14 protein-coding genes are annotated in these 12,080 nt (G+C 72.2%); 8 read left to right on the top strand and 6 right to left on the bottom strand.

The genetic code is table 11. The annotated features are described in order from the left end of the window. Nucleotides 1–74: 74 nt before the first annotated feature. Nucleotides 75–737, bottom strand: coding sequence for a transcriptional repressor LexA (lexA, locus tag AOA12_RS14165; protein ID WP_054683941.1), 663 nt, complete (start codon nt 735–737; stop codon nt 75–77). Nucleotides 738–1,048: 311 nt separating this feature from the next. Between lexA and AOA12_RS14160 the strand changes: the two genes are divergently transcribed. From AOA12_RS14160 to AOA12_RS14135, 6 genes are all read left to right on the top strand, one after another. Further along, entirely contained in the window at nt 1,049–1,414 is a 366-nt protein-coding gene (locus tag AOA12_RS14160; protein WP_054683938.1) for a LysM peptidoglycan-binding domain-containing protein, read from the top strand. A gap of 13 nt (nt 1,415–1,427) precedes the next feature. Continuing rightward, nucleotides 1,428–2,510 carry a histidinol-phosphate transaminase gene (locus AOA12_RS14155; RefSeq protein ID WP_197280935.1) on the top strand — a complete coding sequence of 361 codons (1,083 nt, stop codon included), beginning with the start codon at nt 1,428–1,430 and terminating at the stop codon, nt 2,508–2,510. Between the two features lie 62 nt (nt 2,511–2,572). Beyond that, the gene (gene hisB / locus AOA12_RS14150; RefSeq protein ID WP_054683936.1) at nt 2,573–3,184 is read left to right on the top strand and encodes an imidazoleglycerol-phosphate dehydratase HisB; all 612 of its coding nucleotides are present in this window, start codon (nt 2,573–2,575) and stop codon (nt 3,182–3,184) included. Continuing rightward, on the top strand, nt 3,181–3,828 hold the full coding sequence (hisH, locus tag AOA12_RS14145) for an imidazole glycerol phosphate synthase subunit HisH (RefSeq protein ID WP_054683933.1): 648 nt from the start codon (nt 3,181–3,183) through the stop codon (nt 3,826–3,828). Before hisB ends, hisH begins: the two co-directional genes overlap by 4 nt. A gap of 46 nt (nt 3,829–3,874) precedes the next feature. After that, a complete protein-coding gene (priA, locus tag AOA12_RS14140; protein ID WP_054683925.1) occupies nt 3,875–4,621 on the top strand; it encodes a bifunctional 1-(5-phosphoribosyl)-5-((5-phosphoribosylamino)methylideneamino)imidazole-4-carboxamide isomerase/phosphoribosylanthranilate isomerase PriA in 747 nt (248 codons plus the stop codon). Continuing rightward, nucleotides 4,621–5,430, top strand: coding sequence for an SseB family protein (locus tag AOA12_RS14135; RefSeq protein ID WP_054683922.1), 810 nt, complete (start codon nt 4,621–4,623; stop codon nt 5,428–5,430). The genes priA and AOA12_RS14135 overlap by 1 nt, the downstream gene beginning before the upstream one ends. 43 nt (nt 5,431–5,473) lie before the next feature. On the opposite strand, the gene AOA12_RS14130 is transcribed toward AOA12_RS14135, so the two are convergent. After that, nucleotides 5,474–6,412 (bottom strand): LysR family transcriptional regulator, encoded by a 939-nt coding sequence (locus tag AOA12_RS14130; protein WP_197280934.1) that lies wholly within the window; start codon nt 6,410–6,412, stop codon nt 5,474–5,476. 211 nt (nt 6,413–6,623) lie between these two features. Here AOA12_RS14130 and AOA12_RS14125 point away from each other — a divergent pair, with 211 nt between their 5' ends. Both AOA12_RS14125 and AOA12_RS14120 read left to right on the top strand, forming a co-directional pair. Then, on the top strand, nt 6,624–7,877 hold the full coding sequence (locus AOA12_RS14125) for a CaiB/BaiF CoA transferase family protein (RefSeq protein ID WP_054683912.1): 1,254 nt from the start codon (nt 6,624–6,626) through the stop codon (nt 7,875–7,877). Next, nucleotides 7,870–8,670 carry an SDR family NAD(P)-dependent oxidoreductase gene (locus AOA12_RS14120; protein WP_054683909.1) on the top strand — a complete coding sequence of 267 codons (801 nt, stop codon included), beginning with the start codon at nt 7,870–7,872 and terminating at the stop codon, nt 8,668–8,670. The genes AOA12_RS14125 and AOA12_RS14120 overlap by 8 nt, the downstream gene beginning before the upstream one ends. Nucleotides 8,671–8,683: 13 nt before the next feature. Here AOA12_RS14120 and AOA12_RS14115 read toward each other — a convergent pair whose 3' ends face one another. The 4 genes from AOA12_RS14115 to AOA12_RS14100 all read right to left on the bottom strand — a co-directional run bounded on the left by AOA12_RS14115 (nt 8,684) and on the right by AOA12_RS14100 (nt 11,813). Continuing rightward, complete coding sequence (locus tag AOA12_RS14115; protein ID WP_054683906.1) at nt 8,684–9,526, bottom strand: amino acid ABC transporter permease; 843 nt, start codon at nt 9,524–9,526, stop codon at nt 8,684–8,686. After that, nucleotides 9,523–10,170, bottom strand: coding sequence for an amino acid ABC transporter permease (locus AOA12_RS14110; protein ID WP_054683903.1), 648 nt, complete (start codon nt 10,168–10,170; stop codon nt 9,523–9,525). The genes AOA12_RS14115 and AOA12_RS14110 overlap by 4 nt, the downstream gene beginning before the upstream one ends. Before the next feature lie 104 nt (nt 10,171–10,274). Then, complete coding sequence (locus AOA12_RS14105; RefSeq protein ID WP_054683900.1) at nt 10,275–11,243, bottom strand: glutamate ABC transporter substrate-binding protein; 969 nt, start codon at nt 11,241–11,243, stop codon at nt 10,275–10,277. Nucleotides 11,244–11,438: 195 nt separating this feature from the next. Then, on the bottom strand, nt 11,439–11,813 hold the full coding sequence (locus tag AOA12_RS14100) for a DUF1844 domain-containing protein (protein ID WP_054687073.1): 375 nt from the start codon (nt 11,811–11,813) through the stop codon (nt 11,439–11,441). Nucleotides 11,814–12,080 lie beyond the last annotated feature (267 nt).

Below are 12,080 nucleotides of genomic sequence, written 5' to 3'. Positions count from 1 at the left end.
GATCCCTCGGCATCCGCCTTCTGCGCTCCCCGGCTTCTGCGCCGCATCGGCCGGGCAGGACCGGCCGGGCCGGATCAGACGGCGCGCAGCACCGCCACGACCTTGCCGAGCACCGTCGCCTCGTCGCCGAGGATGGGCTCGAACGCCGAGTTGCGCGGCAGCAGCCATGTGTGGCCGTCGCGCTGCCGGAACGTCTTGACCGTCGCCTCGCCGTCGAGCATCGCGGCGACGATGTCGCCGTTCTCGGCGGAGGACTGGCTGCGCACCACGACCCAGTCGCCGTCGCAGATGGCGGCGTCGATCATCGACTCGCCGCTCACCTTGAGCATGAACAGGTCGCCCTTCCCGACCAGGCGGCGGGGGAGCGGGAAGACCTCCTCGACCTGCTGATCGGCGGTGATCGGCACGCCCGCGGCGATGCGGCCGACGAGGGGCACGAGCGCGGCGTCGCCGACGGAGGGGCCGTCGTCGGCGGGGTTGTCGCTGATGCCGGGCAGGTCGATGAGCACCTCCATGGCGCGCGTCTTGCCCGGATCGCGGCGCAGATAGCCGCTGAGCTCGAGCTGGCCGAGCTGGTGCGTCACGCTCGACAGCGACTTGAGACCGACGGCGTCGCCGATCTCGCGCATGCTCGGCGGGTAGCCGTGCTGGGCGATCGAGCGCTGAATGACCTCCAGGATCGCGATCTGCTTCTCGCTCAGGCTCTTGCGCCGGCGGGTCTGCGGCTTCTCGCTCATTCGTGCTCCTCGTGTGTCCTGCGCGGTGTGTGGTGCGTGTCGTGCATGTCGTGGCGGGCGTCTCGTCCCACTCGTCTTCTGACGATCGTCTTCGAATGTCGGAGGTCGGTGATGGGGTGTCCCTGTCGAAACGGTATCCGCTTCGAGGGGCGGAAGGCGAGAGGCCCGCGCGTGTCGCCTTCGATCCGTCTCCGATGCGAACCCGCTTGACAGACCCGGAACATCGTAGATACATTCGGAAAAGACGTTCGCATCCGATTCTCCCGGCCGAGAACCGGATGCGAACGTCTCAACCTCAGAGGAGCACCATCATGAGCACGATCGACATCGCCGGTCCTCGTCCCGTCGTCGTCCGCACGCGCCTGCGCCTCACGACCCGCGGCCGCCGCGTCCTCGTCGCGCTCGCCTCGGCGCCCGTCGTCGTCGCGGTGAGCATCGCGATGCTCTCCGGGGGCGGCGCGGTGGCGTCGTCCGAGCGCCCGGCGGATCCCGCCTCGTTCGAGACGGTCACGGTGCAGCCCGGCGACACGCTGTGGTCGCTCGCGGGAGAGATCGCCCCCGACGCCGACCCGCGCGACGTGATCGACGCGATCATGAGGCTCAACGCGCTGAGCTCGGCGCGGCTCGACGTCGGTCAGTCGATCGCGCTGCCGCTGGAGTACACGCCGGGTCGCTGACGAGCGCTCTAGCATGGATCGCGTGAGTGCCCGCTTAGAAGACCTCCCCATTCGCGACGACCTGCGTGGTCTGACCCCCTACGGCGCCCCGCAGGCACCGCTCCCGGTGGCCCTCAACGTCAACGAGAACACGCACCCCGTGCCGGCCGCGGTCGCCGACGACATCCTCGACGCCGTGGGCCAGGCCCTCGCCGAGATCAACCGCTACCCCGACCGCGAGTTCACGGCACTGCGCGAGGGCTTCGCCGACTATCTGGGACACGGGCTGACGCGCGAGCAGATCTGGGCGGCGAACGGCTCGAACGAGGTGCTGCAGCACCTGCTGCAGGCGTTCGCGGGGCCGGGGCGCACCGCTCTCGGCTTCGGGCCCACGTACTCGATGTATCCGCTGCTCGCGCGCGCCACGGGGGCCGGGTTCGTCGCGGGCACGCGCGCGTCCGACTACTCGCTCTCGGCCGACGACGCGGCCGCCCAGGTCGAGCGCGCCGCGCCCGACGTCGTGTTCCTCTGCTCCCCGAACAACCCGACCGGCACGCCGCTGCGCCTCGACGTCATCGAGGCCGTCTACGAGGCCGCGCGCGGGATCGTGATCGTCGACGAGGCCTACCAGGAGTTCGCACCGCGCGACGAGCGGTCGGCGCTCACCCTGCTGCCCGGGCGCGAGCGCCTCGTCGTCTCGCGCACCATGAGCAAGGCCTTCGCGTTCGCGGGCGCCCGCGTCGGCTACCTCGCGGCCGACCCCGCGCTCATCGACGCACTGCGCCTCGTGCGCCTGCCGTACCACCTGAGCGCCCTCACGCAGGCGGCGGCGACGGCGGCGCTGCGGCACGCACCCACGATGCTCGCGATGGTCGACGACATCGTCGAGCAGCGCGACCGCATCTCGGCGACCGTCTCGGCGCTCGGCTACACGCCGTACGAGAGCTGGACGAACTTCGTGCTGTTCTCCGGCCTCGACGACCCGAAGGCGGCCTGGCAGGCGCTCTACGACCGCGGCATCCTCGTGCGCGACGTCGGCATCGCGCACAGCCTCCGCGTCACGGCCGGCACGGAGGAGGAGACGAGCGCCTTCCTCGACGCGCTCGCGTCGCTGTAGCGGACCCCTCGCGTCGCCGCGGGCCGCGATCGGCCGTCGGGCCGCCCCGGTAGACTCGGCTCATGAGTACTGCCGCCCCGCGCACGGCGACGCTGCGTCGCTCGACGAGCGAGTCGACGGTCGAGATCGAGCTGAACCTGGACGGCACCGGCCGCAGCAGCATCGAGACGACCGTGCCGTTCTACGACCACCTGCTCACGGCCTTCGCGAAGCACTCGCTCACCGACCTCACGGTGCGCGCATCCGGCGACACCCACATCGACGTGCACCACACGGTCGAGGACACGGCGATCGTTCTCGGCCAGGCGATCCGCCAGGCCCTCGGCGACAAGTCGGGCATCTCGCGCTACGGCGACGCGCTCGTTCCGCTCGACGAGGCGCTCGCGCAGGCCGTCGTCGACATCAGCGGACGGCCGTACCTCGTGCACACGGGCGAGCCGGCCGGGTTCGAGCTCCACCTCATCGGCGGGCACTTCACGGGCTCGATGGTGCGTCACACGTTCGAGGCGCTGGCCTTCAACGCGGGCCTCACCATGCACGTCACGCTCGTGGGCGGCCGCGACCCGCACCACATCGCCGAGGCCGAGTACAAGGCCGTCGCCCGCGCCTTCCGCCAGGCGAAGGCCCTCGACCCGCTCGTGCACGGCATCCCGTCGACGAAGGGCGCCCTGTGAGCGACGCTCCGCTCGTCGCCGTGCTCGACTACGGCTCGGGCAACGTGCACTCCGCGGTCAAGGCGCTCGCCGAGGCGGGCGCCGACGCGCGCCTGACCTCCGACCGCGGCCTGCTGCAGGACGCCGCGGGGCTCGTCGTGCCCGGCGTCGGCGCCTTCCAGGCCGTCATGGACCAGCTGCGCGCCTCGCGCGGGCACGAGATCATCGAGCGCCGGCTCGCCGGCGGCATGCCCGTGCTCGGCATCTGCGTCGGCATGCAGGTGCTGTTCGAGCACGGCGTCGAGCGGGGCAACGACACCGAGGGCCTCGGCCAGTGGCCCGGGGTGGTGACCGAGCTCGACGCCCCGGTGCTCCCGCACATCGGCTGGAACACGGTGCGCGCGGGCGAGGACAGCGTGCTGTTCCGCGGCATCGAGGACGAGCGGTTCTACTTCGTGCACTCGTACGGCGCGCAGTCGTGGACGCTCGACGTCATGCATCCGTTCACGCCGCCCGTGCTGACGTGGTGCGACTACGGCGCGCCGTTCCTCGCCGCCGTCGAGAACGGTCCGCTCTCGGCGACGCAGTTCCACCCCGAGAAGTCTGGTGCGGCCGGCATCCGCCTGCTCTCCAACTGGATTTCGTCCCTGCCCACGGGCCGATAGGCTCTCTGGGGCGCGAAACGCGCGAACCACCGACCCGGCTGGAGCCATGAACGACTTCGCTTCGATTCCCGAACTGACCCTCCTCCCCGCCGTCGACGTCGCCGACGGCAAGGCCGTGCGGCTGACGCAGGGCGAGGCGGGCACCGAGACCAGCTACGGCGACCCGGTCGACGCAGCGCTCGCCTGGGCGCGCGACGGCGCGCAGTGGATCCACCTCGTCGACCTCGACGCCGCCTTCGGCCGCGGCAGCAACGCCGCCGTGCTGCGCAAGGCGATCAAGCAGCTCAAGGGCGTGCAGGTGGAGCTCTCGGGCGGCATCCGCGACGACGCGACGCTCGAGGCGGCGCTGGAGAGCGGGGCGGCGCGCATCAACCTCGGCACGGCCGCGCTGGAGAACCCGGAGTGGGCCGCCGACGTGATCGGCCGCTACGGCGACGCGATCGCGGTCGGGCTCGACGTGCGCGGCACGACGCTCGCCGCGCGGGGCTGGACGCGCGAGGGCGGCGACCTGTGGGAGGTGCTCGAGCGCCTCGAGGACGCCGGATGCAGCCGCTACGTCGTGACCGACGTCACGAAGGACGGCATGCTCAACGGCCCGAACATCGACCTGCTGCGCGAGATCACGACCCGCACCCCGAAGCCGGTGATCGCATCGGGCGGCATCTCGAGCCTCGACGACATCGCCGCGCTGCGCGAGCTCGTCCCCCTCGGCGTCGAAGGCGCGATCGTCGGCAAGGCGCTGTACGCCGGCGCCTTCACGCTCCCCGAGGCGCTGGACGTCGCCGGACACTGATGTCGTCGCACGCCGAGCACTCGCACGCCGAGCACGCCTGCGCCCCCGGCGGGTCCGCCGACTCGGCCGGCGTGCCGTGGGAGGGTCGCGCGTTCGAGCAGAACCCGTGGGCCGGCGACGACGGGTCCGCCGACCCGGCGCTGCTCGCCGCGCTCACCGCGTTCCACGCGGGGGAGGGCGACGCCGCGGCCGTCGTCGACGCGTACCGCTCGGCGCGGCTGCTGATCCCGCTCGTCGCCGAGAAGGGCGACGAGGGCGTGGGGCCGACGGGCCTGCGCGTCGACAAGACGCAGGAGCTGTCCATCGTGACGGTCGCCTCTCCCGACGGCCGGCGCGTGCTGCCGGTGTTCACCTCGGTCGACGCGATGACGCGCTGGGACGCCCAGGCGCGCCCCGTGCCCGCCGACGGCGTGCGCACGGCCCTCGCGGCCGTGCAGGACGACACGGAGCTGATCGTCGTCGACCCGGCATCCGACACCGAGTTCGTGCTGCGGCGCCCCGCCGTCTGGGCGATCGGCCGCGGCGAGCTCTGGGAGGCGCCGCACGCCTCGCCCGAGGTCTACGCGGGCCTGCACGAGAGCATCGGCGGCGAGCTCGCCGTGCTCGACCTGACGCTCGAGCCGGGCGACCCCCGCGCCCGGCTGCGCGGCCCCGAGCTGATCGTGCGGCTGCACCTCATCGACGGCCTCGACAGCCACGAGCTGGATGCCGTGCTGAAGCGCCTCGCCGCGCGCTGGGCCGCCGACGACCGCGTCGCGGTGCTCGTCGACTCCCTGACGGTCAAGCTCGTCCGCGCCTCCGCCGCCTGAACGCCACGACGGCCGCGGCTCCCTGCCCGGGCGCCGTCGGCTCTCACCGCTCCGACAGGAGAATGGCGCCGTCGCGGGTCTCGGCCGCGGCGACGAGGCAGCGGACGAAGGCGCGCGTCGCGGGGCTGCCGGCGCGCTCGCGACGCACCGCCGCGTGGATGCGGCGCACGGCCCACGGCTCCGGGATCCCGCGGACCGCGATCGCCGGATCGTCGGCGCGGTCCACGAGCTGGCGCGACACGATCGTGATGCCGAGGCCGGCGCGGACCATGCCGAGGGCGACCTCGCCCGTGCGCACGACCTGCCGGGGCCCGACGGTCGCGCCGCGGCGCCGCGCCAGCTCGTCGACGGCGAGGTCGGTCGTGCGGGTCAGCACCAGGTCGTGCGCGATCAGGTCGTCGAAGCGCACGGCCGACCGTGCGGCCAGGGGATGGGCCGTGGGCAGCACGGCCACGAGGGGCTCGCGCCGCAGGTCTTCCAGGGTGAGGTCGTCGGCGTCCAGGTCGCCGATCGTCGCGAACACGCCGACGTCGACGGCGCCGGCGACGATCCGCTGACGCACCTCGGAGTTGTCCAGCTCCTGCAGCGTCAGCCGCACCGACGGCCACCGCGCGACGAACGCGCTGATCGCGGGGGCGAGCAGGTCGACGATCGCCGAATGCGCCGAGGCGACGATCAGCTCGCCCTCCATGCGCGCCGCCAGCTGCGCGAACGAGGCGTGCAGCGAGTCGAGCCCGCTCAGCACCTCCCGGGCGTAGGCCTCGAGCAGCTCGCCCGCCTCGGTCGGATGCACGCCCTCGCGCGTGCGCACGAGCAGCGGCGTCCCGACGAGCTCCTCGAGCATCTGCAGCCGTCTCGTCGCCGTCGACGCGGCGATGTGCTCGCGACGCGCGGCGCCGGTCACCTGGCCCTCCTCGACGGCGGAGAGGAACAGTCGCAGCGAGAACAGGTCGAGCTGCCGGACGATGTTGGTGAGGCTCACGGCGTTCGCCACGCTGTCATCGACCGTACCCGCTTCCGTCCCGCCCCCGCGACGTCGCGGGCTGCCCCGAGCCTAGTCCCGCATCGCCCCGCATCCCGCGCGAGGATTCGACGGCGTCGAACCCGCCCCCGCTCTTTCTCAATTGACCGCCCTCTCCGCCCGCGGCTACCGTCGGCATGACCGCGCCGGACGACCACGGAGGAGAAGCGACATGCACGACGACCGGGCCATCGGGCCGCTCGCAGGGGTGCGCGTGCTCGACCTCACCTCGAACGTGATGGGTCCTTACGCGTCGCTGCTGCTCGCGGACATGGGCGCCGACGTCTGGAAGGTCGAGCCTGCGACGGGGGACACGATGCGTGCGGTCGGGCCGAGCCGCCACCCGGGCATGGCGTCCACGTTCCTGCATCTGAACCGCAACAAGCGCTCGATCGTGGCAGACCTCAAGCATCCCGCGGCGAAGAAGGCCCTCGAGCGCATGATCGAGGATGCCGACGTGCTGCTCTACAGCATGCGACCGCAGGCGATGACCGGGCTCGGCCTCGGCTACGCCGCCGTGCGCGCCCTCAACCCGTCGATCGTCTACTGCGGTGCGGTGGGATTCGGGCAGGCGGGCCCGTACGCGGAGCGTCCCGCCTACGACGACCTCATCCAGGCGGCCGTGGGCGTGCCGGCGCTGCAGAGCCGCAGGAGCGGACCGCCCGAGAACGTCGCTCTCGTCGTCGCCGACCGCACCGTCGGCATCGCGACGGCGATGTCGGTCGTGGCCGCGCTCTACCGCCGTGCGATCACAGGGTCGGGCCAGGAGGTGCAGGTGCCGATGCTGGAGACGTTCGCCCAGTTCGTCCTGGGCGATCACCTGTGGGGCCACACCTTCGATCCGCCGCTCGGCGACTGGGGGTACGCGCGGACGATGAACGCGAAGCGCCGCCCCTATCGCACGTCGGACGGCCGGCACATCGCCGTCAACCTGTACCTCGACAAGCACTGGCGCGCCTTCTTCGCGGCATCCGGACGTCCGGAGCTCGCCGACGACCCGCGGTTCGCCGACGTGCACGCCCGTGCCGAGCACCTCGACCTGCTGCTGGACGATCTGGCCGCGACGTTCGAGACGCGCACGGCCGACGAGTGGATGCGCCTGCTCACCGAGGCCGACCTGCCCGTGGCGCTCATGAACACCCCCGCGACGGTCGTCGACGACCCGCACCTGCGGGCGACCGGCTTCCTGCGCATCGACGAGCACCCGTCCGAGGGTCGCGTCGTCTCGGTCGGCATCCCGCAGTCGTGGAGCGAGACGCCCGCCGAGATCCGTCGTCCCGCGCCGCGGCTCGGCGAGAACACCGTCGAGCTGCTGGCCGAGGCGGGCTTCGACACCGACGAGATCGATGCGCTGCTCGCCTCCGAGGCATTCTGGGACGAGACGAACGCACAGGACGAAGAGGACAGGGAGAGGGTCGATGACTGATCTGCGGGGAAAGGTCGCCGTCGTCACCGGCGGCGCGGGCGGCATCGGACGCGGGGTCGCGGTGCGGCTCGCCGAACGCGGGGCGACGGTCGTGGTCGGCGGGCGCAGCGCCGAGCGCGCGCAGGGCGTGCTCGACGAGATCGCCGCCCTCGGCGCCACGGGCGCGTTCATCGCGGGCGACGTGCGCTCCCTCCACGACATGCGCGCCCTGGCGGCGGGGACCGCGGACCGCTTCGGCGGCATCGACATCGTCGTCGCGAACGCGGGCGGCAACGACGACGAGGCGCGCGATCCGCGCGTGCGCGGGCCGTTCGGCGAGATCGACCTGGAACGCGCGACCGCGTTCGTCGGCCAGGCGATCGCCGCCAAGCTCTTCGTCGTGCAGGCGGCCCTGCCCCACCTGCGCGCGGGCGACGGCGGCTCGGTCGTGTTCGTGACGTCGGAGGGCGGGCGCGTGCCGACGCCGGGCCAGACGGCCATCGCGACCTTCTCCGGCGGCCTCATCCAGGTCGGCAAGCTGCTGTCGAAGGAGCTCGCCCGCGATCGGGTGCGCGTGAACACGGTGTGCGTGACGGTGGTCGCCGGCACCCCGTCGTGGGAGGCCGCGTTCGAGAAGGAGGACGCCGTGTCGCTGGCCCACCGGCGCCAGTACGAGAAGATCCTCGAGCGCGCCCCGCTGGGCGTCGCGACGCCGCCCGACATCGCGGCGGTCGTCGCGTTCCTGGCATCCGACGACGCCGCGTTCCTGACCGGCGCGGTGCTCAGCCCGACCGGCGGGCTGACGCTGCACTGACGGCGGAGGGCGCCTACGCCAGCCGCCCGCCGCGGGCGCCGAGGGTGAGCGACGCGCGGCCCCGGCGGGCCATGCGCCGGTCGAGGGCGCGCGCGCCGAACGAGATCGCCATGTTCACGAGGATGTACACGACGGTCACGACGATGTACGTCTGCACGAGGTCGCCCGTGTTGGCGATGAGCACGCGGCCGCTCTGCAGCAGCTCGGGGTAGGAGACGACGTACCCGAAGGCGGTGTCCTTCACGACGATCGTGAGCTGGGCGACGAGGGCGGGCACGACGATGCGCAGGGCCTGCGGAAAGACGACGAGCCGGAAGGCCTGGCCGCTCGAGAGCCCGATCGCGGCACCGGCCTCGCTCTGTCCCCGGGGCACGGCGAGCACGCCCGCGCGGAACACCTCGGCGATCGTCGCGGCGGCGCACAGCGTGACCGGGATGACGAGCTTGTAGAACGTGTCGAGGTTGATGCCGTAAATCGGCAGCGCGAACATGAACACGTAGATGAGCAGCAGCACGGGGATCGCGCGCAGCAGCTCGATCACGGCGGTGCTCGGCCAGCGCAGCAGGCGGGACGACGACAGCCGGCCCAGCGCGAGCAGCAGGCCCAGCGGCAGCGCCGCGAGGCCCGCGACGGCCGCGGCGGTGAGCGTGTTCAGCAGCGCCTGCCCGAGATAGCGCAGGGTCGCCGGCTGCACGAACGTGAGCCACTTCGACGGGGCGAGGGCGCCCGACGCGTAGAAGCGGTAGTACGCGAGGGCGAGCAGGGCGACGATCACGGCGACGCTGATCCAGGTGAGGATCCGGATGCGGCGGGCGGCCTTGGGGCCGGCGACGTCGAAGATGGCGTGACCGATCATCGCAGCACCCGCATCCGCTTCTCGATGGCCGCGCCGATGCCGGCGGCGCCGAGCGACATCGTGGCGTAGATGACGGCCGCGACGGCGAACGTCAGCAGGCCCAGCGCCTCCTTGGTGTTGATGAGCGAGGAGGTGTAGGTCAGGTCGCGGATGCCGACGACGGCCGCGAGCGACGACGAGAGCAGGATGCCGATGAACAGTGTCGTGAGCGGCCCGATCACGGTGCGCACGGCCTGGGGGATGAGCACGTGGGCGACGATGCCGCCGAAGCCGAGGCCGATCGACCGTGCCGCCTCGACCTGGTCGGGGCCGACGGCGTTGATGCCGGTGCGCAGCGTCTCGCACGCGAAGGCGGTGCCGACGGCGGTCGTGGCGAGGATGACGCCGGGCAGGAACCCGGGGTTGATGCCGATCTCGGGGAGGCCGTAGACGACCAGCACGACGAGGGCGACGAGGGGGACGTTGCGGAAGATCTCCACGAAGACCGTCGCGGCGATGCGCAGGGGCGCGATCGGGCTGATGCGGAACGTGGCCAGCATCGCGCCGAACACGAGCGCGCCGGCGAACGCGACGGCCGTGATCTGCACGGTGATCCACAGGCCCGACAGCAGGTCGGGCAGATACGTCGTCAGCAGGACGTCCACGGGGCCTCCTCTCCCGGTGCTCGTCTCAGACTGGCACAGACGGGCGAGGCCCGGTCATCCCGCGAGGAGATGGCCGGGCCTCGCCGGTCACGCCGATCGAGGGATCAGAGTCCCGTCTCGCCGGGGGTCGGCGGCGTCGGCACGGTGTCGAGGCCCGTGCGGTCGCCGATCGTGAGCTGCCACAGCTTCGCCCACGTGCCGTCCTCGATGATCTTGTCGAGGAACTCGTTGATGAAGTCCACCGCGTCGCTGTCCTTGTTGACGCCGATGCCGTACAGGTCCTTCGGGCCGAAGGGCTCGCCGACGATCTTGACGGTGCTGTCCTTCACGACCGCGTTCAGCAGCAGCGACTGGTCGATGACGTACGCGTCGGCGTTGCCCTGCTGCACGGCCGCGAGCGCCTGCGCGTGGTCGGGCAGCGCGACGATCTCGGCGCCGGGCGCCTCGGTCTCCAGCAGCGTCTGGCCGGTCGAGTTGGCCTGCGTCGCGACCTTCTTGCCGTCGAGGTCGGCGAGGCTCGTGATGTCGGTGTTGTCGGCCTTCACGAGGATGCCGGCCTGCGAGCCGTAGTAGGGGCCCGCGAACGCGATGACCTCCGCGCGCTTGGGCGTGATCGAGTAGGTCGCGATGACCGCGTCGACCGTGTTCGACTGCAGCAGCGTCTCGCGCGTGTCGACCGTGACCTGCTGAAGGTCCACCTTGGTCTCGGTCTCGCCGAGGATGTAGTGGCTCAGCAGCTGCGAGATGCCGGCGTCGAAGCCCTTCGCGACGCCCGTGGTGGGGTCGAGCAGCGAGAACAGCTCGCTCGTCTCGGTGCCGCCCAGCTTGAGCACGCCGGCCTCGCGCACCGCGCTCGCCCAGGCGTTGGCCTCGATCGTGGCGTCGTCGGCGACGGGACCGCCCGCGACGATCTCCTCCTGCGTGAGCGTGACGTTCGTGTCGTCGCCGGTCTCGGCGGGAGTGGTGCCCTCGGGCGCAGAGGCCTCGGGGGAGCAGGCCGCAAGGGCCAGAGCGGCGGTCGCGGCGAGCGCCACGGCGCCCGTCAGGCGGCGGCGGCGTGTGATGGTACGCATGTCTTTCGCTTTCGTCGAATCGTTTCTCGATGAATCGTCGTTCGCGGGGCGGACCCCTGCAGAGCGGACCTGTCGAGTATCGCCCGCGCGGCGCGCGGACGGGCCGGGATGACGTCGAGAACGGCCGATCCGGCGCGATCTGTGACCGGATCGATATCGGCCGCGTGACATGCCGTCACATTCCGCGGCGCGGCGTCAGGTGACGGGACCGGTCCACTTCTCGCCCGGTCCCTTGCCGATCGGGTCGGGCACGACGGACGCCTCGCGGAACGCCAGCTGCACCGAGCGCAGCCCGTCGCGCAGCGAGCGCGCGTGCATGTCGCTGATCTCCGGGGCGCCGGCCGTGATGAGGCCCGCGAGGGCGTTGATGAGCTTGCGCGCCTCGTCGAGGTCGGTCTGCGCGGCGGGGTCGTCGGCGAGCCCGACCTTGACCGCGGCGGCGCTCAGCAGGTGCACGGCCGTCGTCGTGATGACCTCGACGGCGGGCACGTCGGCGATGTCGCGCGTCGCCGCCTGGGCGGCGCGCTCCTGCTCCTCCCAGCGCGCGTGGCGCTCGGCGTCCGGCTCGATGCGCCGGTCGTCGGGGGCGTTCTGAGGGGCGTCGTCGGCTGGAATCGTGCTCACGGTTCGCTCTCTGCTAGAATTGTCGGGCACCGGAGCGTTCTGCTCCGGATCGAAAGAGGATCACATCCCACCCGCGCTTGCCGCTCCAGGCTACCGGGTCACGCACTCCGCCCCGCTCCGCGGGGCAGCCCCTCGGGCCGGTCGGGTGCAACACGAGTGCCGACGCGTGCGTCGTGCGGGGTGGATGTCGTGACTCTTCCGCCCGGGATGCCC

It is taken from the genome of Microbacterium sp. No. 7 (genome assembly GCF_001314225.1).
GTDB lineage: Bacteria > Actinomycetota > Actinomycetes > Actinomycetales > Microbacteriaceae > Microbacterium.
This window is presented reverse-complemented; position numbering and strand designations above follow the sequence as displayed.

Coding starts and splice junctions, on each gene's coding strand:
- lexA (WP_054683941.1), bottom strand. CDS start 737: ATGAGCGAGAAGCCGCAGACCCGCCGGCGCAAGAGCCTGAGCGAGAAG.
- AOA12_RS14160 (WP_054683938.1), top strand. CDS start 1,049: ATGAGCACGATCGACATCGCCGGTCCTCGTCCCGTCGTCGTCCGCACG.
- AOA12_RS14155 (WP_197280935.1), top strand. CDS start 1,428: ATGGATCGCGTGAGTGCCCGCTTAGAAGACCTCCCCATTCGCGACGAC.
- hisB (WP_054683936.1), top strand. CDS start 2,573: ATGAGTACTGCCGCCCCGCGCACGGCGACGCTGCGTCGCTCGACGAGC.
- priA (WP_054683925.1), top strand. CDS start 3,875: ATGAACGACTTCGCTTCGATTCCCGAACTGACCCTCCTCCCCGCCGTC.
- AOA12_RS14135 (WP_054683922.1), top strand. CDS start 4,621: ATGTCGTCGCACGCCGAGCACTCGCACGCCGAGCACGCCTGCGCCCCC.
- AOA12_RS14125 (WP_054683912.1), top strand. CDS start 6,624: ATGCACGACGACCGGGCCATCGGGCCGCTCGCAGGGGTGCGCGTGCTC.
- AOA12_RS14120 (WP_054683909.1), top strand. CDS start 7,870: ATGACTGATCTGCGGGGAAAGGTCGCCGTCGTCACCGGCGGCGCGGGC.
- AOA12_RS14115 (WP_054683906.1), bottom strand. CDS start 9,526: ATGATCGGTCACGCCATCTTCGACGTCGCCGGCCCCAAGGCCGCCCGC.
- AOA12_RS14105 (WP_054683900.1), bottom strand. CDS start 11,243: ATGCGTACCATCACACGCCGCCGCCGCCTGACGGGCGCCGTGGCGCTC.